The 24086-nt window shown below is 67.0% G+C and carries 25 protein-coding genes and 1 pseudogene; 15 read left to right on the top strand and 11 right to left on the bottom strand.

Annotation, left to right across the window (positions count from 1 at the left end; genetic code table 11):
• Nucleotides 1–15: 15 nt before the first annotated feature.
• Complete coding sequence (locus ORI27_RS02660; protein ID WP_265994965.1) at nt 16–732, top strand: enoyl-CoA hydratase/isomerase family protein; 717 nt, start codon at nt 16–18, stop codon at nt 730–732.
• Between the two features lie 6 nt (nt 733–738).
• On the opposite strand, the gene ORI27_RS02655 is transcribed toward ORI27_RS02660, so the two are convergent.
• The 3 genes from ORI27_RS02655 to ORI27_RS02645 form a co-directional block, all read right to left on the bottom strand.
• Nucleotides 739–1122: a PaaI family thioesterase gene (locus ORI27_RS02655; RefSeq protein WP_265994964.1), complete on the bottom strand. Its 384-nt coding sequence runs from the start codon at nt 1120–1122 to the stop codon at nt 739–741.
• A 29-nt stretch (nt 1123–1151) separates the two neighbouring features.
• Nucleotides 1152–3281 carry an elongation factor G-like protein EF-G2 gene (locus ORI27_RS02650; protein WP_265994963.1) on the bottom strand — a complete coding sequence of 710 codons (2130 nt, stop codon included), beginning with the start codon at nt 3279–3281 and terminating at the stop codon, nt 1152–1154.
• Nucleotides 3282–3366: 85 nt separating this feature from the next.
• Complete coding sequence (locus ORI27_RS02645) at nt 3367–4839, bottom strand: adenylate/guanylate cyclase domain-containing protein (RefSeq protein ID WP_265994962.1); 1473 nt, start codon at nt 4837–4839, stop codon at nt 3367–3369.
• 96 nt (nt 4840–4935) lie between these two features.
• On the opposite strand from ORI27_RS02645, the gene ORI27_RS02640 reads away from it, so the two are divergent.
• Together ORI27_RS02640 and ORI27_RS02635 are read left to right on the top strand one after the other, a co-directional pair.
• Nucleotides 4936–5787 carry an LLM class F420-dependent oxidoreductase gene (locus ORI27_RS02640; protein WP_265994961.1) on the top strand — a complete coding sequence of 284 codons (852 nt, stop codon included), beginning with the start codon at nt 4936–4938 and terminating at the stop codon, nt 5785–5787.
• Between the two features lie 4 nt (nt 5788–5791).
• The gene (locus tag ORI27_RS02635; protein ID WP_265994960.1) at nt 5792–6598 is read left to right on the top strand and encodes an SDR family NAD(P)-dependent oxidoreductase; all 807 of its coding nucleotides are present in this window, start codon (nt 5792–5794) and stop codon (nt 6596–6598) included.
• Nucleotides 6599–6712: 114 nt separating this feature from the next.
• Here the strand turns inward: ORI27_RS02635 and ORI27_RS33290 are convergent.
• Nucleotides 6713–7219, bottom strand: a pseudogene (locus ORI27_RS33290) (bestrophin-like domain); the annotation flags it as partial.
• Between ORI27_RS33290 and ORI27_RS02625 the strand changes: the two are divergent.
• Together ORI27_RS02625 and ORI27_RS02620 are read left to right on the top strand one after the other, a co-directional pair.
• Complete coding sequence (locus tag ORI27_RS02625; protein ID WP_265994958.1) at nt 7110–7583, top strand: hypothetical protein; 474 nt, start codon at nt 7110–7112, stop codon at nt 7581–7583. The pseudogene ORI27_RS33290 and the gene ORI27_RS02625 overlap by 110 nt on opposite strands.
• Nucleotides 7580–8410 (top strand): mycofactocin-coupled SDR family oxidoreductase, encoded by an 831-nt coding sequence (locus ORI27_RS02620; protein WP_265994957.1) that lies wholly within the window; start codon nt 7580–7582, stop codon nt 8408–8410. Before ORI27_RS02625 ends, ORI27_RS02620 begins: the two co-directional genes overlap by 4 nt.
• Before the next feature lie 92 nt (nt 8411–8502).
• Here the strand turns inward: ORI27_RS02620 and ORI27_RS02615 are convergent, their stop codons facing one another.
• Nucleotides 8503–10170 carry an acyl-CoA synthetase gene (locus tag ORI27_RS02615; RefSeq protein WP_265994956.1) on the bottom strand — a complete coding sequence of 556 codons (1668 nt, stop codon included), beginning with the start codon at nt 10168–10170 and terminating at the stop codon, nt 8503–8505.
• A 112-nt stretch (nt 10171–10282) separates the two neighbouring features.
• Nucleotides 10283–11848, bottom strand: coding sequence for an MFS transporter (locus ORI27_RS02610; RefSeq protein WP_265994955.1), 1566 nt, complete (start codon nt 11846–11848; stop codon nt 10283–10285).
• A 181-nt stretch (nt 11849–12029) separates the two neighbouring features.
• Here ORI27_RS02610 and ORI27_RS02605 point away from each other — a divergent pair, with 181 nt between their 5' ends.
• From ORI27_RS02605 to ORI27_RS02595, 3 genes are read left to right on the top strand one after another with little or no spacing between them, the layout of a single operon-like run.
• Nucleotides 12030–12665: a TetR/AcrR family transcriptional regulator gene (locus tag ORI27_RS02605; RefSeq protein WP_265994954.1), complete on the top strand. Its 636-nt coding sequence runs from the start codon at nt 12030–12032 to the stop codon at nt 12663–12665.
• Nucleotides 12658–12927: an LLM class flavin-dependent oxidoreductase gene (locus ORI27_RS02600; protein WP_265994953.1), complete on the top strand. Its 270-nt coding sequence runs from the start codon at nt 12658–12660 to the stop codon at nt 12925–12927. The genes ORI27_RS02605 and ORI27_RS02600 overlap by 8 nt, the downstream gene beginning before the upstream one ends.
• Complete coding sequence (locus tag ORI27_RS02595; RefSeq protein WP_265995239.1) at nt 12891–13565, top strand: TIGR03620 family F420-dependent LLM class oxidoreductase; 675 nt, start codon at nt 12891–12893, stop codon at nt 13563–13565. The genes ORI27_RS02600 and ORI27_RS02595 overlap by 37 nt, the downstream gene beginning before the upstream one ends.
• Here ORI27_RS02595 and ORI27_RS02590 read toward each other — a convergent pair.
• Both ORI27_RS02590 and ORI27_RS02585 read right to left on the bottom strand, forming a co-directional pair.
• Entirely contained in the window at nt 13555–14796 is a 1242-nt protein-coding gene (locus tag ORI27_RS02590) for an MCE family protein (RefSeq protein WP_265994952.1), read from the bottom strand. The two genes, ORI27_RS02595 and ORI27_RS02590, sit on opposite strands and share 11 nt — an antisense overlap.
• A gap of 170 nt (nt 14797–14966) precedes the next feature.
• Complete coding sequence (locus ORI27_RS02585) at nt 14967–15833, bottom strand: SGNH/GDSL hydrolase family protein (protein WP_265994951.1); 867 nt, start codon at nt 15831–15833, stop codon at nt 14967–14969.
• 70 nt (nt 15834–15903) lie between these two features.
• Between ORI27_RS02585 and ORI27_RS02580 the strand changes: the two genes are divergently transcribed.
• Nucleotides 15904–16551, top strand: coding sequence for a TetR/AcrR family transcriptional regulator (locus ORI27_RS02580; protein WP_265994950.1), 648 nt, complete (start codon nt 15904–15906; stop codon nt 16549–16551).
• On the opposite strand, the gene ORI27_RS02575 is transcribed toward ORI27_RS02580, so the two are convergent.
• Nucleotides 16541–16765 carry a hypothetical protein gene (locus ORI27_RS02575; protein WP_265994949.1) on the bottom strand — a complete coding sequence of 75 codons (225 nt, stop codon included), beginning with the start codon at nt 16763–16765 and terminating at the stop codon, nt 16541–16543. The genes ORI27_RS02580 and ORI27_RS02575 overlap by 11 nt on opposite strands.
• 146 nt (nt 16766–16911) lie before the next feature.
• Between ORI27_RS02575 and ORI27_RS02570 the strand changes: the two genes are divergently transcribed.
• Nucleotides 16912–18282 carry a cytochrome P450 gene (locus tag ORI27_RS02570; protein WP_265994948.1) on the top strand — a complete coding sequence of 457 codons (1371 nt, stop codon included), beginning with the start codon at nt 16912–16914 and terminating at the stop codon, nt 18280–18282.
• A 48-nt stretch (nt 18283–18330) separates the two neighbouring features.
• Nucleotides 18331–18576: a hypothetical protein gene (locus ORI27_RS02565; protein ID WP_265994947.1), complete on the top strand. Its 246-nt coding sequence runs from the start codon at nt 18331–18333 to the stop codon at nt 18574–18576.
• Between the two features lie 23 nt (nt 18577–18599).
• Here ORI27_RS02565 and ORI27_RS02560 read toward each other — a convergent pair whose 3' ends face one another.
• Together ORI27_RS02560 and ORI27_RS02555 are read right to left on the bottom strand one after the other, a co-directional pair.
• Complete coding sequence (locus tag ORI27_RS02560) at nt 18600–19196, bottom strand: VOC family protein (protein WP_265994946.1); 597 nt, start codon at nt 19194–19196, stop codon at nt 18600–18602.
• Nucleotides 19197–19270: 74 nt separating this feature from the next.
• Nucleotides 19271–20071: a HugZ family pyridoxamine 5'-phosphate oxidase gene (locus tag ORI27_RS02555; protein WP_265994945.1), complete on the bottom strand. Its 801-nt coding sequence runs from the start codon at nt 20069–20071 to the stop codon at nt 19271–19273.
• 222 nt (nt 20072–20293) lie between these two features.
• Between ORI27_RS02555 and ORI27_RS02550 the strand changes: the two genes are divergently transcribed.
• The 4 genes from ORI27_RS02550 (at nt 20294) to ORI27_RS02535 (ending at nt 24072) form a co-directional block, all read left to right on the top strand.
• Entirely contained in the window at nt 20294–21418 is a 1125-nt protein-coding gene (locus tag ORI27_RS02550; protein ID WP_265994944.1) for an ABC transporter substrate-binding protein, read from the top strand.
• 4 nt (nt 21419–21422) lie between these two features.
• Complete coding sequence (locus ORI27_RS02545; protein WP_265994943.1) at nt 21423–22268, top strand: ABC transporter permease; 846 nt, start codon at nt 21423–21425, stop codon at nt 22266–22268.
• Between the two features lie 71 nt (nt 22269–22339).
• A complete protein-coding gene (locus ORI27_RS02540) occupies nt 22340–23032 on the top strand; it encodes an ABC transporter permease (RefSeq protein WP_265995238.1) in 693 nt (230 codons plus the stop codon).
• Nucleotides 23029–24072: an ABC transporter ATP-binding protein gene (locus tag ORI27_RS02535; protein ID WP_265994942.1), complete on the top strand. Its 1044-nt coding sequence runs from the start codon at nt 23029–23031 to the stop codon at nt 24070–24072. Before ORI27_RS02540 ends, ORI27_RS02535 begins: the two co-directional genes overlap by 4 nt.
• Nucleotides 24073–24086 lie beyond the last annotated feature (14 nt).

Genomic DNA, 24086 nt, shown 5'->3' with positions numbered 1-24086 from the left:
CGAGATGGGGGCCTGATGATCTGCGAACGTCGCGATGGGCCGATCGTCTGGGTGTCGTTCGACCGGCCAGAGCGCCTCAATGCGTTCACCGGGCCGGCCTACCGCGATCTGCACACCGTCCTGCGGCGCTGCCAGGCCGACGGCGAGATCCGGGCGGTGATTCTGACCGGGCGGGGACGGGCATTCTCGGTGGGTGCCGACCGGTCGCTGTTGGACCCGAATACTCCCGACGAGGACCGGCGGATCGCCGGCGACGAGTTCACCGTGCTGCTCGACGTTCTCGCCACGTTCAACAAGCCGCTTTTCGCGGCGGTCAACGGGCTTGCGGTGGGGTTCGGCGCGACGATGCTGCTGTATTGCGATGTCGTGCTCGTCGCCGAATCGGCCCGCATGCGACTGCCGTTCACCGAATTGGGAATTGTCCCGGAGGCCGGAAGTTCAGTGCTGCTGGCGGGTCGGGTCCGGTGGGCCGACGCTATGTGGTCGGTGTTGTCCAGTGAGTGGATCGATGCCGAGGCCGCGCACGCCATGGGCCTGGCGTTGCGGGTGATACCCGATGCCGACCTGCTCGAGGCGGCCGCGGCCGCCGCAAACACCGTCGCCCGGCTCGACCCGGCCGCCGTCGCGGCCACCAAGCGGCTGATGACCGCGGGCCGCGGTGAGATTGCGCGCCAGGCGATTTCACGTGAACTGTCCGAAATGCGTGACCTCGCCAGCCGAGCGGCGAGATGACGGACGTCAGACCGCGGCGAAGTTGACCGTAGCGGTGGCGGCCAATTCGTTGTCCTCGCCGCGGTGGATATCGACTTGGACGACCACCGAGCGCTTGCCGGTGCGCAGGATCGTGGCCACTGCGCGGGCCGGGCCGACCTTGATCGGCCGCAGGTAGCGAATGAAGAGGTCGGTAGTGGCGATGCCGAACCCGAACGGGGTCGCGCGGGAGGCGAGTTGCCCGGCGGCCACATCGGCCATGGTGGCGATCAACCCGCCCTGCAGGCCGCCGGCGGTGTTGGTGGTGCGCTCGTCCACCGGCATCTCCATGACGAACGAGCCGTCGTCGGACTCCACGGTGTGCAGGCCGAGCTGGTCGAACAACTCCCGGAGGGAGCGCGGTGCCGTCATGGAGAACGACGTTACCGCGCAACCGCCGATCAGCCTGCCTGCACCTTCGCGGCGGCGGCCTCCGGCATCGGCTCGTAGCGGGCGAAATTCCGGGTGAACCACGCCGAACCGTGGGTCAGGCTGCGCAGGTCGATGGCATATCGGGTCAGCTCCACCTGCGGCACCTCGGCGCGGATCACGGTGTGGCTATCGCGGGCCTGTTCGGTGCCCAGCACCCGGCCACGGCGCCCGGACAGGTCGCCCATCACGGCACCGACGAGTTCGTCGGGCACCTCGATGGTGACCTCGTCGACTGGCTCCAGCAGATTGATCCGGGTTGCGGCGGCGGCCTCCCGTAACGCGAGTGCGCCGGCCATCTGGAAGGCCATGTCGGACGAGTCGACGCTGTGCGCCTTGCCGTCGGTGAGGGTGACCCGGATGCCGACGACGGGATAGCCGGCGTGCACGCCTTTTTCCATCTGGGCGCGCACCCCTTTCTCCACACTCGGAATGAATTGGCGGGGCACCGCACCGCCGACGACCTTGTCGACGAATTCGAAGCCGGTGCCCTCGGGCAGCGGCTCCACCTCGACATCGCACACCGCGTACTGGCCGTGCCCGCCGGATTGCTTGACGTGGCGACCGTGTCCCTTGGCCGAGCCGCCGAAGGTCTCACGCAGCGGGATTCGCACCTCGACGGTGTCGACGTTGACGCCGTAGCGGTTGGCCAGCGCGTCGAGTACGACACCCGAGTGCGCTTCACCCATGCACCACAGCACGATCTGGTGCGTCTCCGGGTTCTGTTCGATACGCAGTGTGGGGTCCTCGGCCGCCAGCCGAGCCAACCCGGTCGACAGCTTGTCCTCGTCGGTCTTGGTCCGGGCCTGGATCGCCACCGGAAGCAACGGCTGGGGCATCGCCCACGGCTTGAGCAGCAGCGGATCGGCCTTGTCGGACAACGTGTCTCCGGTCTCCGCGCGGGTCAGCCGACCGATCGCGCAGATATCGCCGGCGACCACCTGGCCGGCCGGCCGCTGATGTTTGCCCAGTGGGAACGACAGCGTGCCGATGCGCTCGTCCTCGTCGTGATCGGCGTGCGTGTTCGCTTCGAAGAAGGCCGAAAAATGGCCCGACACATGCACTGTCGTGTCGGGCCTGATGGTGCCGGAGAACACCCGGACCAGACTGACCCTGCCGACGTAGGGATCCGATGTCGTCTTGACCACCTCGGCCAGTAGCGGCCCGTCCGGATCGCAGGACAACCCCGCGCGCGCCACACCGTGTGGGTTGTAGACCTCGGGCAGCACATGTTCGGGCGGGGAGGGAAAGCCGCGGGTGGCGACTTCGAGAAGTTCATACGTGCCCACCCCGGTGCCACTGCACACCGGGATGACCGGGAAGAAGGAGCCGCGCGCGACCGCCTTCTCCAGGTCGTTGATCAGGACCGCCTCGTCGATCACCTCGCCGCCGAGGTAGCGCTCCATCAGGGACTCGTCTTCGGACTCCTCGATGATGCCTTCGATGAGCGGACCGCGATGCTCGGCGATCGCCTCGGCATAGGCGTCGTCGGGCGGGTGCACGGTTCGGGTGCCGTCGCGGTAGTCGTACTGGCTGCCCGACAGCAGCCCCACCAGTCCGTTCTCGGTCGGCAGGTAGAGCGGCAGGACTTTTTCGCCGAACGCTTCCCGGGTCGCGCGCAGCGCGACGGCATAGTTGGCGCGGGCATGGTCGAGCTTGGTGATCGCCACCGCCCGCGGCATGCCGACGTCGTCGCACTCGTGCCACAGCGCGCGGGTCGCGTCGTCGATGCCCTCGTTGGCGGCGATCACGAACAGCGCACATTCGGCTGCCCGCAGGCCGGCCCGCAGCTCGCCGACGAAGTCGGCGTACCCGGGTGTGTCGATCAGGTTGACCTTGATGCCGTCGTGGGGGATGGGTGCCAGCGCAAGCCCCACCGACCGTTGCTGGCGGATGGCCGCGTCATCGAAGTCGCACACCGTCGTCCCGTCGATGACCGAACCCGGTCGGGACAGCACCCCGGACGCGACCAGGAGTCCCTCGACGAGAGTGGTCTTGCCGGCGCCGGACGGGCCGACGAGAACGACGTTGCGAACGGCGGACGGACTGTCCGCGGCGGGAGCCGATCGGGCGGCCTGAGAAGTGTTCGTCTTGTCAGCCATGACGTACCTCCTGGCGCATGAAGCACCGAATCGATATCACCCACCATTCACCCCATCGCGGCGTGCGCACAAGAAAACAGCGGAATCAGGCCAGCGGCGCCGACATTCGAGTGGGCTCGAGGCGGCCGCGCAGCACCTCCGATGCACACTCGGTCCAGTGCGCGCGCTCGCCCGCGTCGGCTTTGCGCAGGGCCACATCCGAGCACAGCGCGCGCTGCGCGGTGGCTTTGGCCCGATCGGCCAGTCGCGCAGCCTCGTTGACGGCGTCACCGATCACGGTGTACTCGTAGCGGTGCTCGGCGCCGATGTTCCCGGCGAACACCGGCCCGGCGGAGACCCCGATGCCGAAGTCCACCACCGGGAGCCGGCGCAGGGCGACCGTCAGGGCGCGGGCGGTCGCCAATGCGTCGGCGGCCGACCGGGTGTTGGGCAGTGGGGCACCGAATACCGCCAGCACCGCGTCGCCCTGGAACTTGTTGATCAGCCCGTGGCGCTCGTCGACGGCGGCGACGACGATCTGGAAGAAATCGTTGAGCACGTCGGCCACCTCGGCCGGTGACCGGCTCTGGGCCAATTGGGTCGAGCCGACGAGGTCGACGAACAGGACGGCGGCCTCGCGTACCTCGCCGGTGAGGGCGTCCGCGTCGCTGACCGCCCGCAGCGCCACATCCGTTCCGACGTAGCGGCCGAACAGATCGCGGAGCCGGTCGCGCTCGGCCAGACCGGCAACCATCCGGTTGAATCCGCTCTGCAGGCGCCCGATCTCGGAGCGCTCGTAGACCTCGACCCGGGTGGTGATCTGGCCGCGCTCGACCTTGGCCATGGCCTCGACGACGTCGTGCACGGGATCGGAGATCGAGACGGCGACGATCGCCATCCCGCGAAGCCCGACGAAAACCGAGATCACCGAGAGCGCGATCACCGGGATCTCGATCGAGGCCGTCTTCTCGATGATCCAACCGTTGGACCGCATGATCACCACGACCGCGATCCCGATCGTGGGCAGTGCACTGCTCATCAGCCACATCAGCAGCAGCCGCGCCAGCACGCCCGGTACGGTGTCGCGGCCGGTGAGGCTGGTCGCGGCGGCGGTGATCGGGCGCATCGGCCGCTGGATGAACAGCAGTGCCGCGCCGGTCGATGTGGTGATGCCCAACAGCACCGACATCCCGATCAGCCACGCGGCCACCGCACCACCGTCGCGATTGACGATGAACAGCACCACACCGCTGATCGCCCAGAGGGTGGTCAGCATCGCGGCTTGGTTGCGCAGAAACCGCTGGACGAACCGTCGGTCGTCGTCGTCGGGCGCCTCCCCGGCAGTGAACCAGCGCAGCTTGCGATCGACGATCACAACGGCATAACCGATGGAGCCGCCGAAGCCGAGGACCGACAGGACGATCGCGGCGATCAGGGTGTCGGTCTGGAACACGGTGTCGGCGGCGGCGACCAGATCGTGGCGCAGCGGCATGACCAAAGCGGTCAACTCGACCGCGGCCAGGATCTGGGCCAGCACGAGTGCGGCGGCGTAGCGGACCTTGAGCCTGCTCGCCGTCATGGTCCAAACGCTACTGGGACGGCGCTGCAGAATCACGCTCTCTGAAAGTGAGAGTTGCACTTCCGAAGCAGAGTCCCGCTGCGTAACATCCGCGCTGTGAAGTTCGGGATTCCGCTGGGTGGCGTGCACCCCGGCCTGTGGCGTGACGTGACGGTGCGGGCCGAAGAGCTCGGATATGAATCGGTCTGGTTGCCCGAACATCTGGTGCTACCAGCCACGATGTCGGGCAGTCCACATCACGGTGACAGTCATCCGCCCATCCCCCCGCAGACCCCGATGTACGACGCGATCGCCTACCTGTCCTATCTCGCCGGCCAGACCAGCACGATCCGCCTGGGCACCTACGTCTACAACATCGGGCTGCGGCATCCGTTCGTCAGCGCCCGCGCGGCCACCACCCTGGACATCGTCTCTGGTGGCCGGTTCGACTTCGGTGTCGGCGCGAGTTGGCTGCGTGAGGAGTGGGACGCCGCGGGGCTGGACTTCACCACCCGCGGTGCCCGTGTCGACGAGGCGCTGAGAGTGTGCCGGGCGCTGTGGACCGACGCGGTGGTGGAGCACCACGGCCGCTTCTTCGACTTCGATCCGGTGGCGTTCGAACCCAAGCCCGTTCAGCCGGGTGGTCCGCCGATCCACGTTGGCGGTGACGGCCTGCCGGCGTTGCGGCGGGCGGCACGTTTCGGTGCCGGCTGGATTCCGATGAACCACACCCTGGAACAGATTCCTGGGTCGGTGCGGAAACTGTCGACACTGTGGGCCGAGCACGGCCGGACCGGTCGGCCCGAGGTCACCACATCGGCCCCGGCCGATTCGCCCGCGGATGTTGCGCGGGCCGCCGACGCGGGTATCGACCGGATGATCGTCATGCCCTGGCGGCGCACCCGGGAAGCCCTCGACGGCATCGCGCGCTTCGCCGACGAAATCTTGACCGCAACACGGACCGGCTAGCGCGGTGACGATCGCGCCGTCGGACATCCTGCTCACCGATCGGGTGGCGGTCGTGACCGGCGGAGGGGCCGGCATCGGCCGCGGCATCGCCGACGGGCTGGCTCGATTCGGTGCGAAAGTCGCGATCTGGGACCGTGATCCGCAGGTCTGTGCCGACACCGCCAGGGAGCTGGGAGTGCTCGGCCTCGTCGTCGACGTACGTGACGCCGAGCAGGTCGACGGCGCACTGGACCGCACCTGCGCGGAGCTCGGGCCGGTGGACATCCTGGTCAACAACGCCGGCGGAGTGTTCGCCTCACCGCTGTTGGACACCAGTGAGAACGGTTGGGATGCCTTGTACCGGGCTAATCTTCGCCACGTGCTGTTGTGTACGCAGCGGGTCGCCCGGCAGCTGGTCGCCGGCGGGCGCGGCGGCAGTGTCATCTCGCTGACGTCCATCGAGGGCGTGCGGGCCGCACCCGGTTACGCGGCTTACGCCGCGGCGAAGGCCGGGGTCATCAACTACACCAGGACGGCGGCCTTCGAGCTGGCACCGCACGGTATCCGGGTCAATGCCATCGCACCCGACATCACCGTCACCGAGGGTCTGCTCCGGCTGTCCCCGGACGGGATCCGCCCCGAGCTCAGCCAGGCGGTCCCGCTGGGGCGGCTCGGCGAGGTGGACGAGATCGCCTCGGCGGCAGTCTTTCTCGCTTCCGATATGGCCCGCTACATCACCGGCCAGACCTTGCACGTGGACGGCGGAACGCAGGCTGCGGGCGGGTGGTACCACCCAACGGACGGCGGCGCAGCGCGGTTCGGCCCCGGCTGAGCCGGCTACCGCTGCGGCATCTCCAGGAACTGGACGACTTTCTCCAGAGGCTTCGAGGGCGTAATGCCGCACCGGCGCCTCGACGCTGTAGACGATGGCCCCGCCCAGGACCAGTGCACTGGTCAGCAGAATGACGGCCCACAAAGACCAGGAAGGTCCGACGTCGGTGGTGGCCTGGATCAGGCGTTCGGTGCGGGCCGTGCTGATGTGGTTGAGGGAGTCCATGGACGAGGACAGAAATGCCTTCTGCGTGTCGTCGCGGGGCACGGTGCCCTCGTATGCGGTGTAAAGGCGGCCGAGTGCGGTCTCGGCTTCGGGCAGGACACGGCCCTCGGCGGCCAGCGGCCACTCGGCGATGGCGGCGCTCTCGTAGTCCAACAGGTGTTGGTGGATCCGGTCCTGGTCGGCCTGGTCGAAGGCGGAAAGGTATCTGACCAGCTGCACCCCGGCCGCGCCTTCGGCCCTGGTGTCGGCTCCGGCGTCGGAGAGCTGACCCCACAGTGCATGGACGATGAAGCCCACGAAGAAGGCGTACACCATCCCGATGACTCCGAAGGCGAACTTCATCACATCGTTGTGCTCGGCGGCACGCAGCCGGGGAAACCGGTGCCGGATGAACACCTGGATGAGCACCGCCGCACCGGCGACGACCAGCACAACGGCGACGAACAGCAGCCACGCCGGGAAGTTGCTCACCAGCCAACGCGTCACACGTCACGCTCCTGTCTTTGGCGATCACCGGCCGGAACGGCTCGACTCTAAGTGCCCGCGGCGGGATAGCGGCCCACTTCGTCAGGAATTCGCCAGGCGCGCTTACCGCATTCCCGGCCATCCAGCGATCCGGCAATCGTATGGTGTAGGGGTGATCGCCGGCGCGGTGATCACCATTGACGCCCAGGAGGATGTGGTGATCCGTCGGCCTGAAAATCCGCTGATGACAAGGCAATTCACCCCTCGAGGAACCGTCGCCGGGATAGCCGGATGACCGCGGCGACGGATCGGCCGTTGGCGGGCAAGGTCGCCTACGTGACCGGCGGGGCCAGGGGACAGGGCCGGGCCCACTGTGTCCGGCTGGCCCGGGCCGGCGCGAACATCGTCACCATCGACGCCTGCGGGCCGGTGGGCAACCACATCGGCTACGAGCCGGCCGCGCCCGAGGATCTGGCCGAGACCGTCCGGCTGGTCGAGGACGAGGGCGTCAAGATCAGCGCCGACCGGGTCGACGTGCGCGACCTCGCCGGGCAGAGGCGGGTAATCTCCGGCGCCATAGAGCAATTCGGCCGCCTCGACGTCGTCGTGGCCAACGCTGGAGTGATGAGCTGGGGACGGGCTTGGGAGATTCCTCCCGAGATGTGGCAGGAGATCATCGACATCAACCTGACCGGGTTCTTCAACACGGTGCAGGCATGCGTTCCGGCGATGATCGAAGCCGGCAACGGTGGGTCGATCATCGCGATCAGTTCTTCGGCCGGGATCAAGTCGGTTCCCGGCGCAGGGCACTACTGCGCCAGCAAGTTCGGCGTTGTGGGACTGGCGAACTCGTTGGCGCTGGAGTTGGGGGAGTACGGGATCCGGGTCAATTCGGTGCACACCTACGGTGTCGACACCGCGTTGGGCAATGACCTGTCGATGTACGAGATCTTCCAGAAGCACCCGCAGTACATCCACAGCTTTTCCCCGGGTGCACTGCCCACCGACTCCTTGATCGCGCCGCATCAGGTCAGTGAGGTGGTGCTGTTCCTGGCGAGCGACGCCTCGGCGCTGTTGACAGCCGCCCAGATTCCGGCCGACAAAGGCTATATGAAGGTTTGATCGTCGAATCCCGAGCCGAGCGGAACCTCAGGGCGGGATTGGGCCCGATTTTCCGCCGTGGCGTTACGTTCGTGGAGTAGGCACGCAGCTGACTAACTCTGAGCGCCGAGGCTTTCGACGGCGAGCTCCTTGGCCCACCGGTAGTCGGCCTTGCCCGCGGGCGAGCGCACGACTTTGTCGGTGCGGATGAATGCCTTCGGCAGTTTGTACTGTGCGATGTGGGCACGGCAGGCCTCGGCAAGCTCATCATCGGTGGCGCTGCGGCCTTCGGCGAACTGGACGATGGCGACCACTTCGCTGCCCCATCGTTCGGAGGGCCGCCCGGCCACGACGACGTCGTACACCGCCGGATGGCTGGCGACGGCACGCTCGACCTCCTCGGCGAAGATCTTCTCGCCGCCGGAGTTGATGGTCACCGAGTCGCGGCCGAGGAGCTCGATCTGGCCGTCGGCCAGGAACCGGGCCCGGTCGCCGGGCACCGACCAGCGCACTCCGTCGATGGTGGGGAAGGTTCGCGCCGACTTCTCGGCGTCATTCAGATAACCCAGCGGTACGTAGGCCCGCCGAGCAAGCCAGCCCTCTCCGTCGCCCGGCTGCAGGACCCGGCTGAAATCCGTTGCGATGATGGCGGTGTCGTGCTGGGGAGTGAAGGTGGCCGCCTTCTGCTCGACACCCTTGGCTGCCATCGTGGTCATCTGCATTCCGGTCTCGGAAGCACCGACCGCGTCGAGCACCATCAGGTTCGGCAACGCGGCCAGCAGCCGCTCGCGCACCGTTGGTGACAGCGGCGCCCCGCCGTTGGTGATCGTCACCAGGCCGGAGAGGTCGTACTTGCCGGTCTCGATCTCGTCGAGAAGCGGCCGGGCGATCGCGTCGCCGACCACCGGGATGCTCAGCACCCGTTCGCGTTCGGCCAACCGCATCACCGCCGGGGCGTTGAGACGGTCGACGTCGTCGGGCAACACCATCCAGCCGCCGGTGCTGAACATGTTGAAGGCGGCCCACTGCGCCGCACCGTGCATCAGCGGCGGAATCATCAGGATCGACCGGAATCCCGCATTGGCGCGGGCCTGTTCGGCAAGCTCGGCATAGGACTCCAGCGACTTCTCGGCCCCGAACGGCCTGCCACCCATCGCGGACATGAAGATGTCGTGTTGGCGCCACAGCACGCCCTTGGGCATACCGGTGGTGCCGCCCGTGTAGAGGATGTAGAGGTCGTCGCCGCTGGGGGTGGGCATGCCCCCGGCCGGGGCGGGGGTGGTGACGATCGATTCGTAGTCCACCGCACCGGCCAGCAGCTCGTTGCCGCTAGCGTCGGCGACCTGGATGAGCACCCGCAGTTCGGGCAACCGGTCGCGGATGGAGGCGACGTGCGGGGCGAACTCGGCGCCGTAGACCAGCGCTTTGGCCTTGGAGTCGGTGAGTAGGTAGAGGAGCTCTTCCTCGACGTAGCGGTAGTTGACGTTGAACGGCGCGACGCGGGCCCGGTAGCCGGCGATCATCGCCTCCAGGTACTGGTTGCCGTTGCGCAGGTAGAGCCCGATGTGGTCCTGGCCGGACTGGTGCGGGGCGAGTTGGTCACGCTCGGTGTGGCAGCCCAGCCCCTGGGTGGTGAGGTAGTGCGCGACACCGTCGATGCGGGCGTCCATCTGCGCGTACGTCCAGCGATGATCGCGCCAGATCAGCGCTTCATGATCAGGCAGGGTCTCGGCGACGGTATGAAACACCGACGAAAGGTCGAAGCTGACGTCGTTGCTCATCGGCGCTCCTTCGTGGGACCCAGACTAGAACGCGTTCTAGTCTGCCACGGCACAGACCGCCAGCTTGGTGCGGAACGTCACCCAGCGGGACCGCACCAAGCCAGCGTGGTGGCTAGCTCGCCTCGCCGCGCCGCACGAACAGCGCCAGGACCGCGCCGATCCCCGCCGCGGCGGCCCCCACCCACATCGACAGCTGCAGTCCGGACATGAATGCCTCGTGACTTCCGCTGGCGATCGTGGCGGTCAGCTGCGGCGGGGCGCCCGGGATCGACGGTGCCAACCCCTTGGACACCAACTCCTTTGCCGGAGCCAGTTTTTCGGCGATCGGAGCGGGGGTGCCCGCGGCGGCCAGCTTGTCGACGAGGGTCGAGCCGACCTTACTGGAGAGCACCGAACCCAGGATCGTGGTGCCCAGCACGGCCCCCAGTTGCACCGAAGTACTTTGCAGGCCGCCCGCGACCCCGGCATCGTCGACCGGCGCGTTTCCGACGATGGCGTCTGAGCTCGCGGTCAACACCAGCCCGACGCCGGTGCCCAGGAGGGCGAACGCCGGCCAGATCGCGCCGTAGCCGGAGTCGGTCTGCAGCCGGCTCAGCAGCGCGAGCCCGCCCGCGACGCCGAGCAGGCCGCTGACCATCGCCGGGCGCGGGCCGAACCGCTCGGTGAGGACACCTGACAGCGGGGCCATGACCATCATGGCGGCGCTCAGCGGGAGGGTGCGCACACCGGTCTCCACCGGGCTCCAGCCCTGCAGGTTCTGCAGGTAGAGCGTCATGAAGAACAGGGCACCGAAGAGCGCGAAGAAATTGATGGTGACAACCGCGGCGCCGATCGACAGTGACGGGTTGCCGAACAATCGCAGGGGCAGCATCGGGTCGGCGGTGTGCCGTTCGACGATGACGAAGGCGCCCATCAGGACGCAGCCGCCGATCAGGAAGGCAACCGTCTGCGGGTCCAGCCACCCCCATTCCGGTGCCTTGATCAGCCCGTACACCAGCAGGAACAGGCTGCCGGACAGGGTGAGGATGCCCGCCACGTCCAGTCGGGCCCGCTCGTCGCTGCGGCTCTCGATGATGGCGGCAGCGCCGATGAGCACCGCGATCACCGCGATCGGCACGTTGATGTAGAAGACGGACTCCCAGCTGAGGTGTTCTACGAGAACGCCACCCAGGACAGGCCCGGCGGCCACCGACACCCCGGTCGCGGCACCCCAGATCCCGATCGCGGCATTGAGTTTGTGCGGCGGGAAGGCGTTGCGGATGATCGCCAGCGTGCTGGGCATGAGCAGAGCGCCGAACACCCCCTGCAGCGCGCGCAGGGCGATCACGCCGCCGACCGTGCCGACGATGCCGATGCCGACGGAGGTGACGGCGAATCCGACGACGCCGACACCGAAAGCCAGGCGACGGCCGAACATGTCGCCGAGTTTGCCGCCGAAAATCAGCAGCGAGGCGAGGCTCAACAGGTAGGCGTCGGTGATCCACTGCAGGTCGGACAGCGACGCGTCGAGGTCGGTGGCGATCCGCGGGTTGGCGATGGCGACGACGGATGCGTCGAGGCCGACCATGATGACCCCGACGGACACGGCGGCCAGAATCCACCACGGATTGCCGCGTAGGCCCTGCCTCGGTCGCGCGTGGCGCGCGTGTGCGGGGCGCTGAACTGTGGTGATGGCCACGGTTCGACTCCTTTCAGTAAGTGGAGGCATTCCACCACTTATTTTCCGTCGACCCTAGCGACAAATGGTGGAATGCCTCCACTTCCGGGCGTACGCTGGTGGGGTGATTCCTGGCGCACACAGGGGTGCGGAGCGATCCAGGCCACTGCGGGCTGACGCTGAACGCAATCGGGAGCGGATCGTGACCGCGGCCGCCCGACTGTTTGCTGAACAGGGCCTGTCAGTTCCCTTGGAAGACGTGGCTCGGGTTGCCGGCGTGGGCGTGGCCACGCTGTATCGGCGCTTCCCGACCCGTACCGATCTGGCGATCGCGGCGTTCGAACGCAACATGACGTCCTACGAGGACGCGGTCGACAAGGCCCTGAACAATCCGGTGGCCTGGGACGGCTTCCGTGACCTCGTATACGAGGTGTGTGCGCTGCAGGCGTCCGATCCAGGTCTGCGGGCGCTGCTCACCACGGCGTTTCCGGCCAGCTCGGTGATCGAGCAGCGCGCCACCGAAGCGGTGGACAAACTCGGCCAGGTCATCTGCCGCGCTCAAAAGGACGGAATGCTGCGCCCGGACATCGGTGTGGGTGACATCGTGGTGATGTTGCTGGCAAATACCGGGGTGCTTGAAGCCACCCGGGAGCACGCACCCAACGCCTGGCGCCGATTCGCCGCGCTGATGGTCGACTCGTTCCGGGTCGGGCCGCACGAAGCGCTGCCGCCGCCCACCTCCGCCGAAGAGCTCCGCAGCTCGATCGCCATGCTCACCGGGGACACCTTGCGGATCGAATCCCTGCCGCCGACGGAACCAGGAGTGGTCCATGACTGACCGCCCGACCATTGACTTCCCAGCCCGGATCGGCGTGTGGTGGGCCAGCGAGAGCTGGCCGATGCTCGCGGCGGTCGAGGTGGCCCAGGAAATCGAAGCGCTCGGATACGGTTCGCTGTTCATCCCGGAGGTCGGCCTCAAAGACGCCATGGTGCAGTCGGCGGTGTTCCTGGCCGGCACGCAGCGACTGGTGCTGGGCACCGGAATCGCGAACATCCACGCCCGCTGGCTTCCATCGCCGAAGGTGGCGGCCGCAGCCTGACCGCGACCTATCCCGGCCGGTTCGTTCTCGGCCTGGGTGTCAGTCACGGCCCGCTGGTGGAGAACATGCTCGGTGGCACCTACGAAAAACCCCTGGCCACCATGCGTGGGTATCTGGAGCGGATGGCCGGGCTGCCGGCCTTCGTCGAGCCCGGTTCGGGCCGGCCCACCCGCCTGCTCGCCGCCCTGGGACCCAAGATGATCGAGTTGTCGGGCACCCACGCCGACGGTGCGCACCCGTATCTGGTGCTCCCCGAGCAGACCGCCACCACCCGGGAGATCCTCGGACCCGACAAATGGGTGGTGTCCGAACAGGCTGTCGTCGTCGGCGAGAGCGCCGAGGAGCAACTACGCAGGGCACACCTGCACCTCGAGGTCTATTCGGGGTTGCCCAATTACCGCAACTCCTGGTTGCGCCAGGGCTTCAGCGAGTCCGATCTGGTCCGCGGCGGCTCGGACCGGCTGGCCAGCCGCATCGTCGGGCAGGGATCGGTGGAGCAGGCGGCCGCCTCGGTGACCGCACACCTTGATGCCGGAGCCGACCATGTGGTGGTTCAAGTACTTGGTGATGGCGATCCGACCTGGGATCCGCGCCCGGCCCTGCGTGAACTGGCCGAGGTGCTCGACCTCAGGGGTTGATGGTGTTCTCGCCGACCTGACGTCCCCACACGTACTCGGTGAGGATCGGCTGGCCGAGCTCGAAGTGGTTGTAGGGCGCCAGCGAGGCACCGTAGTCGGCCACCAGGAACGGTGCCGGCCAGAAGTCGCGGGTGATCGGCTGCCAACAGCCCGGCGCCCCGCCAGGACCGCCTTTGGCGTTCACCCGCGGCAGGTTGTCGGGATACACGTACGGGTTGGGTGCGCCGGTCAGACCGATGTGAAAGTCGATCGAGTAACCATTGCCGCCGGCGGCTTCCTTGGCGGTCGACGTCGCATAGTTGCGGATCGTGCACAGGATCGCGGGGCTGTAGGTGTCGAGCAGTTGGGCGGTGGGAATCAGGTCGGCCTGGCCGCGCACGAAATACGGGCCGCCGCGCTCGAAGATGTCGCCGCCGGTGTTGCCGAAGCCGGTCGAGGCCAGCAGCGCGGCGTCCAGATCCTTCTGCTCCTCGTTGAGGGTGCGGGCGGTGGTGACCGCGTGGTCGAGGAAGTCCCACAGATCCGGGCTGGCCTTGGTGTAGACCTCGGCCAGCTTGGCGAGCTGCTGGACGTTGCTGCGGATCTGCGGCATCTGCGGGTTGATGTCGTCGAGCACCGCGTTGCCGTTGAGGATCGACTGCCCGAACTTGGTGCCGAGCCCGTCCAGCGCCTCGGCGGCGGCCGACAGGGTCAGGTTCAGCTTGACCGGGTCGACCTTCTCCGAGATCGAGGTGAGCGTCTCGAACAACGTGTTGAACTCGGTCGTGACGTGCGAGACGTCGATCACGTCGTTGCTGGAGATGCGCTGTTTGGCCGGGTTCGGCGGACTGCGGAAGGAGACGTACTTATTGCCGAAGACGGTGCTGGCCTTGACCTCCGCGATGGCGTTGGCCGGGATCAGTGGGACGTATCTCGGGTTGACGTCCAGCGACAACTTGGCCTGGGTGGTCCCGTCCCGCTCGATGGCGTCGACGCCGGTGACCCGGCCGATCTCCACTCCGTTGTAAGTCACCTTCGACCCGGGGTCCATCACCAGACCGGCCCGCTGCGAGATCAACGTCAGCTGGGTCTTGGGCGTGAAATCGCCACGAAACTGCATGTAGACGGCTACGACGATGATCGTCGACAGGATGGCCGTCACCACGAATGCGGTCTTGATCGGCGGCGAGTACTGCCAGTGCCGGGCCCGGGACTCGAACCAACCGGGTGCCGCACCGTTGCGGTCACTCATCAGGTCCGCGCCTAGACGTCACGGGTTCCCCCAAACCGACAGCAGTTCGACTGCAGCTCGCTAATCGTTGTGTTGCCACTATCCCATGCACGCGGGAGGTGTCGGCGCTTTCAGACCAATCGATATCAGTGAGGAACTCGGGGGAGGGAAGATCACGTGATCTGGGTCACTCATCGGTAGTGAACTCCCAGCTCGCGCTGCCGCGGGGTGGCGGCGGGCGGCTCGGGCGTCCGTCGGGCAGGTTGGTGGGCTGCCCGAACCCGCTCTGAAACCGGCTGCAGCTCAGAATATTTCGGATCCCTGCCGTCGCCTGAGGACCGGCCGCGGGCATGCCGCCACAGCCAGGGTATGAGGAGACCGCGGGTCCACTGGGCTTGTGCATACAACCGTTCCCAGAAGCTGTCTTGGACAACCTCGCCGCTGGGTTTGGCCCAATCATGGTTGCTGCCGTGAAGTCTCAGCGCCTCTGCGGCAGCTTCGGCGAACAGGATGTGCCCCCGGGTCGACGCGTGCATGCGGTCGTGGCTCCAGACGGAGGACTCGCTCATCGACGCCGCGCTGTAGAGGTCGACCAGCCCGAAGCCGTGCCGTTCAGCTGCCCCCCGGATGACCGCGTTGACCTGCTGGATCCGCGAGCCGATCAGCCGACCCACGGGCAGCAATTTGGCGACGTCGGGGAACAGCGTGGTCACCACGGTGGCCCCAGAATCCGCGAGTTGTTGATAGACGTCGCCGAGATCGGCCATTGCGGAGGTGAACGTGCGGCCCGGTCTGGTCACGTCATTCATCCCGATGCAAACGGTGACCAGATCGGGGTCCATAGCCAGTGCTTGGGGCAATTGGTCATTGAGAACGTCAATGACGCGTTTACCCCGAATCGCGAGGTTGGCATACCTCAACCCGGGATAGCGGGCGTCCAGGAGGACGGCGAGCCGGTCGGCGAAGCCGATCACGCCGACGGTGTCATCGCCGTCCCACAGGCCCTCGGTCTGGCTGTCGCCGATCGCGACGTACCGGGAGAAACCGATGTCCGACACGATCTTCCACTGTAGTGCCAGGCACGGCAGTACGATCGGCAGGCGAAGGGGAAGACGGGGTGTACAAACGGTGAAGTCGGCGGAGTCGGTCGAAGCCGCGGCGCCGTCCGCGGACCGGCTTCCACCGAACCCACGTCAGCGACTCGTCGACGCATTGGCGGCCTCGATCACCGACGTCGGCTATTCGGCTACCACCGTCGCCGACATCGTCCGCCGGGCGCGGACCTCACGGCGCACCTTCTACGAATACTTCACCGACCGCGAAGCGTGTCTGGTTGCGCTGCTCGCCGACACCAACCGCAGGGCCGTGGAGACGATCTCGGCGGCCGTCGACCCGAGGGCGCCGTGGGAAATGCAGATCAGGCAGGCGGTCGAAGCATGGGTCGCCAACGCAGAGTCGCAGCCGGCGGTGATGCTGAGCTGGATCCGTGACGTGCCCGCACTCGGGATGGCCGCGCGTGAGCTACAGCGTCAGGTGACCGAGTCGTTCATCGCGATGGTCGCGACGTTGTCCGACACCGAGGAATTGCGGGCCGCCGGCATCCCGGTGGTCTCACGACAGCGCGCACTCATGCTCATCGGGGGCCTGCGGGAGCTGACCGCGGTGACCGTCGAGAGTGGTGGGCGGATGAGCGACATCACCGACGAGGCGGTTGATGCCGCCATCGCACTGCTCGGACCGGGACGCAACGGGAGAGCCCGCGCGGTTACTTCTTGAGCCAGGTGCGGACTTTGGCCAGATCCCGGGTGTAGCCCTCGTACATCTCGTCGTCGAAGAACGACGCACCACTGATCACGTCGGTGCCCTGCCAGATGACCCGCACCCGGTATCTGTCGCGGAGGAACACATCGACACGGCCGTGTTCCCGGCGGTTCCAGCCCCTCTCGGCGCCGGCCTCCGAAAGGGACGCTCGCTCGTCGGTGCCTGCCATCACTGAATTACTCCTCTTGGGTCGCGGGGATGCGCCCCGAGCGCCCACCCTACTGCGGGGGATCCGCCGGGCGGGCGTTGTGCCGTTCGGTACATCAGCGTACCGTGGCCGGTACATCGACGTACCGAAGTGAAGGGTTGAGCAGCATGGCGCAGGCGACGAGCGATCCGGTACGACTGCCACCTGGTCCGCACACCCCCAAGTTGATCCAGGGCCTGCGATTCTTCACCTCCCGCCGGACCGCGGTCGGCGAGTTGAGCAGGCGCTATGGCTCCGCGGTGACCCTGAATCTGCCGATCTTCGGCAAGGCCGTGCTGATCAGCGATCCCGCCCTGGTCAAGGATTTGTTCACCACCGGCAGCGATCTGGTGGGCCGGGCCACCAATCTGGGCGAGGTGCTCGGGCCGGGCTCCACATTCAGCCTCGACGGCGACGAACACCGTGAGCGGCGCAAACTGCTGGTCCCGCCGTTTCACGGCAAGCGTATGCACAGCTACGAGGCCATCATCTCCGAAGAGGTGATGCGCGAGATCGCCAGCTGGCCCGACGGCGTCGAGTTCGCGACGCTGCCGTCGATGATGCGCATCACCCTCAACGCCATCCTGCGCGCGGTGTTCGGTGCCGAGGGCGAGGCGTTCGACGAACTGCGCGAGCAGCTGCCGAAGGCCGTGGTGGTCGGCTCCCGCCTTGCCGTGCTGCCGAAATTCCTCCGCCGCGATTTCGGCCCGCGTAGTCCGGGCGGCGCCATGCGGCGCTACCGGCAGCGCTACGACGAAATCGTCGATTCTCTGATCGCCGATGCGCGCGACGATCCGGAGTTCGAGCAGCGCACCGACGTGCTCTCGCTGATGCTGCGGGCGCGCTACGAAGACGGGTCAGCGATCTCCGACCGCCACGTCGCCGACGAGCTGCTGACCCTGTTGACCGCCGGGCACGAGACCACGGCGACCACGCTGGCCTGGTTGATCGAACGGATCCGCCGCCAGCCGACGCTGTTGGACGAGCTGACCCAGGAGGTCGACGCCGGCGGCTCCGAACTGCAACAGGCAACCATCTGGGAGGTGCAGCGGACGCGGCCCGTCATCGACGGGACCTCGCGACTCACGCTGCAACGAATACGGCTCGGCGAGTGGGTGATTCCCGAGAAGCATGTCGTGATCGTCAGCATCGCGTCCATGCACGCCCGGGGTGACCGGTTCGAAGACCCGTCGACATTCGACCCGCACCGATTCGTCGGCAACCCGCCGGACAACTACGCCTGGATCCCCTTCGGGGGCGGTATCCGCCGGTGCATCGGAGCCGCGTTCGCCAACATGGAGATGAACGTCACGCTGCGAACACTGCTGCGCGAGTTCAGCTTCGAACCCACCGACGCGCCGGGCGAGGCCTACCACTCACGCGGGATCGCCAACGCCCCGGGCGACGGTGGACTCGCGGTCGTCCACCGGCGCGCGACGTTGACACGGCTGATCGATTCTGCGACCGGTGCGAGCGCGCTCGGCGTGCCCTCGTCCTGAGCGCACAATGGAGGTCTGGACACGTCCGACGGCAGAGGAGGTCCCCCGATGATCACCGCAGATGACGTTCGCCGACTACTCGACCGCCAGACCGATGCGGTGCTGGTTCTCGTCGAAGGCCGCATCAAGGTGGTCGAGCCCGCGGAGTTGGACACCGACGCGTATCGAGGCGCGCTGCAGGTGATCACCCGCGCGGAACTGGTGGAACAGGCGGGCGGTGAGCAGTTGTCCGATCGTGAACTGGCCGAGCAGGCGGCAGCTCTCGACACGGCCGTCTCCGAGCTTGGCGGCTGACTCACGCGCACGGTGCGCAGATGTCAGCTCATCAGCAGTTCGGTGACGTTCAGCTGTGGGCAACTCAGCGCCCACGATCTGGTGATCAACTCGGATTCGCTTGTGCCGGAGCGCAAAGCGGCCAGCATCAGGTCGGGATCGAATGACGGCCCAACGGGATCGAGCCGGCACTCTTCCCCGTAGAGGTATTGCGTGGCTTCCTCCGCGGGCATGTTCTGGATCTGGAGTTCGGCCAGGTTCCCGTCGGGGTCGCGGTAATAGAGCGACGTGGTGATGCCGTGCTGAACAGGGAGGTACGGTCGGATACCCGCGTCCTTGAGGGATTCGTATTTCGACAGCAAGCTGCTCAGCGTCGCGAACGTGTACGACGAATGTCCCAGCCCCACCGTCCTCGATGTGCGTTCGTCGGGTCGGGGCAACTGCCGCATGGCGATGCGGTGATGTTCCTCGTCGAAGGTCATCAAACACAGCACCTCGTTCTCGAACACGACGTGTGCGTCCAGAACCGTGAGATACCAATCCCGGAGAACGGGCAGCTGACCGGTCTGCAGTGCAACGTGGGAAAGCCTTTTGGCCGTCCCCGACGATGAACTGGCGGGCACGGGTTCTGTCGTGGCCACCGATTCATGGTGTCACGAATCGCCGCTCCTGTACGGAGGTCGAACGATTGCCCGTAGGCAAGAATCGCGGTGCGCTAGTGACGTCGGCAGCGGGCAACCAGATCCACTGCCGCGGCGCGTAGGTCGTCGGCCGATGACAGCGGGGCGCTGAAGCCAACCCGGGTGTACGCCACGCCGCGGGCGGTGTCGACGCGCAGGTCGAGCCCATAGCGATCGATGTCGGTGCACACCGCGACCGTGGTGTCGGGGTAGCCGCCGAGTACGCGAGCCATCTCCACCAGGTTGTCGGCGTGATCGGCGTTGAGATGGGCGATCGCCCCGGAGGCGCCCGGGCGAACCGGGTCGGGTGCGGCCGCGGCGTAGTCGGCTGCGGTCGCGGAGTCCATCCGGCCGTAGCCGCCCACCCAGCGCACCCGATGCACCCGCAACACCCACAGGGTGAAGTCCGAATAGTCGACGTAGTACTTCGCGGCGGCGACGGCCGACAGATGCGCATCGCGCGCCGCCGGCAGTTCGTCGCCGGTCGGGCGTTCGGCGACGCCGGCCAGCGTGATCCGGCCACTGGCCAGCGGGTCGGACGATGTGGTGGGGGCGACGATGGCCAGGCTGGCGCGGGGATCACCGGCGAGATTGCGGCCGTGCTCAGCCATGTTGGAGACACAGAGCACCGGCGCGCCGTCCAGTAGCCCGTACGTGACGAACGAAGCCCACGGATCTCCGGCTGCGGTCAAACTGGCCAGAGTCGTGGTGTTGGTGGACGCGGCGATGCTGCGCGCCTCCTCGGCTGCCGAGGGCCTGGTCGCGTCGGCGATATCGGTCAGCGGCGGCGGGATCGAGGGCGCATCTCCAGGGTCGCCATGGTCGCGGGTAACCACGTCGGCACGATACCGCGCTCACTTCGTTCGCCGCGGGCGGCACGATACCGCGCTCACCGAAATGAGATCGCAAGTGACGTCGTCGAATCCGTTCAATGCTCCGAAATCGTGGTTAACCCGGCGGTAATCTCGCAGCGTCGTGACGATCCCGTTCACCTTCGCGACACGCTGTGGTCGTCACAGCGCCACCACGTCGCCTCCTGAGCACAAGAAGGTTCGATCATGAAGAACGTACGTCTGGTCCCTGCCGTCGCCGCCCTCGTCTTGGTGGCCGCCGTCGCCTGTGCGCCGCCGGAGAAGAAGAGCAGCGAGGACAACACCGATTCAGGAGTGCCGGCCGCCTCGGCGACGTCCGCAGCCGATTTCGGCGGGATGGACGGGCTGGTGGCCGCGGCCAAGAAAGAGGGCGAACTCAACGTCATCGCCCTGCCACCGGACTGGGCCAATTACGGCGCGATCATCAAGGCGTTCAGCGACAAGTACGGCATCAAGGTGAACTCGGCCCAACCCGATGCCGCCAGCCAGGAGGAGATCAACGCCGCCAATCAGCAGAAGGGCCGCAGCACCGCGCCGGACGTCTTCGACCTCGGCCAGTCGGTCGCGCTGGCCAACACCTCGTTGTTCGCGCCGTACCAGGTGGCGACCTTCGACAGCATCCCGGACGCCATGAAGGATCCGAACGGTACCTGGGTCAACGACTACGGCGGTTACATGTCGATCGGCTATGACTCGGCCAAGGTCCCCGACATGAGCATCGTCGATGATCTGCTCAAGGACGAGTACAAGGGCAAGGTCGCCCTCAATGGAGACCCGACCCAGGCCGGTGCGGCCTTCTCCGGTGTGGCGATGGTGGCGCTGTCCCAGGGCGGCTCGGCCGACGACATCGCTCCCGGTGTCGCGTTCTTCAGCAAGCTCAAGCAGGCGGGCAACTTCCTGCCCGTCGACCCGACGCCGGCGACCATCGAGTCGGGGCAGACACCGGTCGTCATCGACTGGGATTACCTCAACGCCGCCGAAACCAAGAAGCTGCCCAGCTGGAAGGTGTTCGTTCCGCAGGGCGCCGTGCTCGGTGGTTACTACTTCCAGGCCATCAACAAAGACGCCCCGCACCCGGCCGCGGCGCGACTCTGGCAGGAGTTCCTGTTCAGCGATCAGGGGCAGAACCTGTTCCTGGCCGGAGGTGCCCGGCCCGTTCGCGCCGACGCGATGGTCAAGGCCGGCACGATCGACTCGGCGGCCTATGAGAAGTTGCCTCCGGTCAGCGGGACTCCCGTGATCATGACCCAGGCCCAGACCGATGCGGCGACCAAGTATCTAGCCGACAACTGGGCCAAGGCGATCGGCTGACGCTGTGGCCCGGCGGCTCCGAGCGGCCCTGCCCCTATTGCCCTTCGGGGTGTTCGTCACGATCTTTCTGATCATCCCCACGGTGACGGTGATCGTGTCCGCGTTCTATCTGGACGGCGTGTTCTCGCTGCAGCGGATCGGCCTGCTGTTCTCCGGCACGGCATTGGCCGCGCTGGGCAAGAGCGTGCTGCTGTCGGCGAGTACGGCAGCTGTCGGTGCGGTCCTCGGTGCGTTACTGGCGTGGCTGGTCGTCACCAGTCCGCCTACCTCGCCGCTGCGCCGGGTGGTGTTGTCGTTGTGCAGCGTGCTGGCCCAATTCGGCGGCGTGGCGTTGGCATTCGCGTTCCTGGCGACGATCGGCCTCAACGGCGTGCTCACGCTATGGGTATTGGATCGCTTCGGGTTCAATCTCGCCGGCGACGGGTGGCTGTACTCGCTGCGCGGCCTGATCCTGGTCTACACCTACTTCCAGATTCCGCTGATGGTCATCGTGTTCACCCCGGCGCTGGAAGGGTTGCGCGCGGAGTGGCGCGAAGCCGCGGTCAGTCTGGGGGCCTCACGCTGGGCCTACTGGCGCGAGGTGGGCTTCCCGTTGCTGATGCCCGCCTTCCTCGGTTCGGCATTGCTGTTGTTCGCCAACGCGTTTGCCGCCTACGCCACCGCCGCCGCACTGGTCAGCCAGGGCAGCCCGATCGTGCCGCTGTTGATCCGCACGGCGCTGACATCGGAGGTGGTGCTGGGTCAGTCGGGCTTCGCCTACGCGCTGGCGCTGGAAATGGTGATCGTGGTTGCGGTGGTGATGGTGGCCTACAACGTGCTGGTGCGACGGACCGCCAGGTGGCTGCAGTGAGAGCCAACAGGATCGGTCGCGGTCTGCTGCTGGCGCTGTTCGGGCTGTTCTTCCTCTTTCCGCTGTATGCGATGGCCGATTTCAGCACCCGCGACCTGATCCACGGGGGACGCACGCTGCAAGCGTGGAAGAACCTGGTGGCCAACGACATGCTGTACCACGCGATCATCATCTCGCTGTTGCTGGCGGTGTTCACCGTCGTGCTCATGCTGGCGATGTTGGTGCCGACCATGATCTGGGTCAGACTGCGGGCGCCATGGGCCAGGCGGCTGGTCGAGTTCCTCTGTCTGCTGCCGCTGACGATTCCCGCCCTGGTGATCGTCGTCGGTTTGCGCAACGTGTACCTGTGGGTGGTGTATTTCCTGGGCGAGTCGGCGTTGACCCTGACGTTTGTCTACGTCGTGCTGGTGCTGCCGTTCGCCTACCGGTCCATCGACGGGGCGCTGTCGTCGATAGACCTGAAAACCCTTGCCGAAGCAGCCCGTTCCCTCGGTGCGGGGTGGACTACCACCATTCTGCGGGTGGTGGTACCCAACATCTGGTCGGGCATCCTGTCGGCGGCCTTCATCTCGATAGCGGTGGTGCTCGGCGAGTACACCATCGCCTCGTTGAGCGGGTATCAGAACCTGCAGGTGGTGATCGTCGCGATCGGGAAGAGCGATGGACCGACGTCAGTGGCGGCATCGCTGGCGACGCTGGTGTTCGGTTTCGTTCTGCTGCTGAGCCTCTCGCTGGTCACCCAGCGCCGGAAAGGACACCGATGACCGGGGTCGCCGTTGACTTCACCGACGTGACACGGGTTTACGGGACGGTCCGCGCGCTCGACGGACTGACGTTGCACCTGCAACCCGGTGAGATGGTCGCCCTGCTGGGGCCTTCGGGCTGCGGCAAGACCACCGCCCTGCGCATTCTCGCCGGGCTGGACGAGCCGACCTCGGGCCGGGTCGCCGTCGACGGCACCGACGTCACCGACGTGCCACCGAACAAGCGCGACATGGGCATGGTCTTCCAGGCGTACAGCCTTTTTCCGCACTTGACCGTCCTCGACAACGTCGCATTCGGGCTCAAGCTGCGCGGCAAAAGTAAGGCCCAACGCACGTCGCTGGCCGGCGACATGCTCGACCTTGTCGGGTTGTCGGCGCACAAGCAGAAGTACGCCAGCCAGCTGTCGGGCGGTCAGCAACAGCGGGTGGCGTTGGCCCGCGCACTGGCCATCCAACCCCGCGTGCTGCTGCTCGACGAGCCGCTGTCGGCGCTCGATGCCAAGGTGCGGGCACAGCTGCGCGACGAGATCCGGCGGGTGCAGCTCGAAGTCGGCACGACGACGCTGTTCGTCACCCACGACCAGGAAGAAGCACTGGCCGTCGCCGATCGGGTCGGGGTGATGAATCAGGGTCGCCTGGAGCAGATCGCCGCGCCCGCCGATGTCTACGCCCACCCCGCGACCCCGTTCGTCGCGGAGTTCGTGGGCCTCAACAACAAGGTCGACGCCCAGCTGGCCGATGGCCGTGCGCATCTGCTCGGCACCTCGTTGCCCGCGGCGGCGGGCTCGATCACCGCCGGCGCCGGGGTAGCACTGGTGCGACCGGAATCGGTGCGGGTCGCCGCTGATCCCCTCGGTCCGGCCACCGTTGCCTCGGTGTCGTTCCTCGGCCCGATTTCGTTGGTGCATTGCGTCTTTGACAACGGGACGCGGCTGATCGCCCAGAGCGCCAGCTCGCAGGCCGCCGAGCTGTCCGCCGGGATCCGGGTCCTCGTGACCATCGAGCAGCCCGACGTGCTGGTGGTGCCGTCGGACGCGTAGCGGCGGGTTCACGT

The organism is Mycobacterium pinniadriaticum (genome assembly GCF_026242045.1).
Taxonomy (GTDB): domain Bacteria; phylum Actinomycetota; class Actinomycetes; order Mycobacteriales; family Mycobacteriaceae; genus Mycobacterium; species Mycobacterium pinniadriaticum.
The sequence above is the reverse complement of the archived record's forward strand: the minus strand, read 5'-3'. Positions and strand labels throughout refer to the sequence as shown.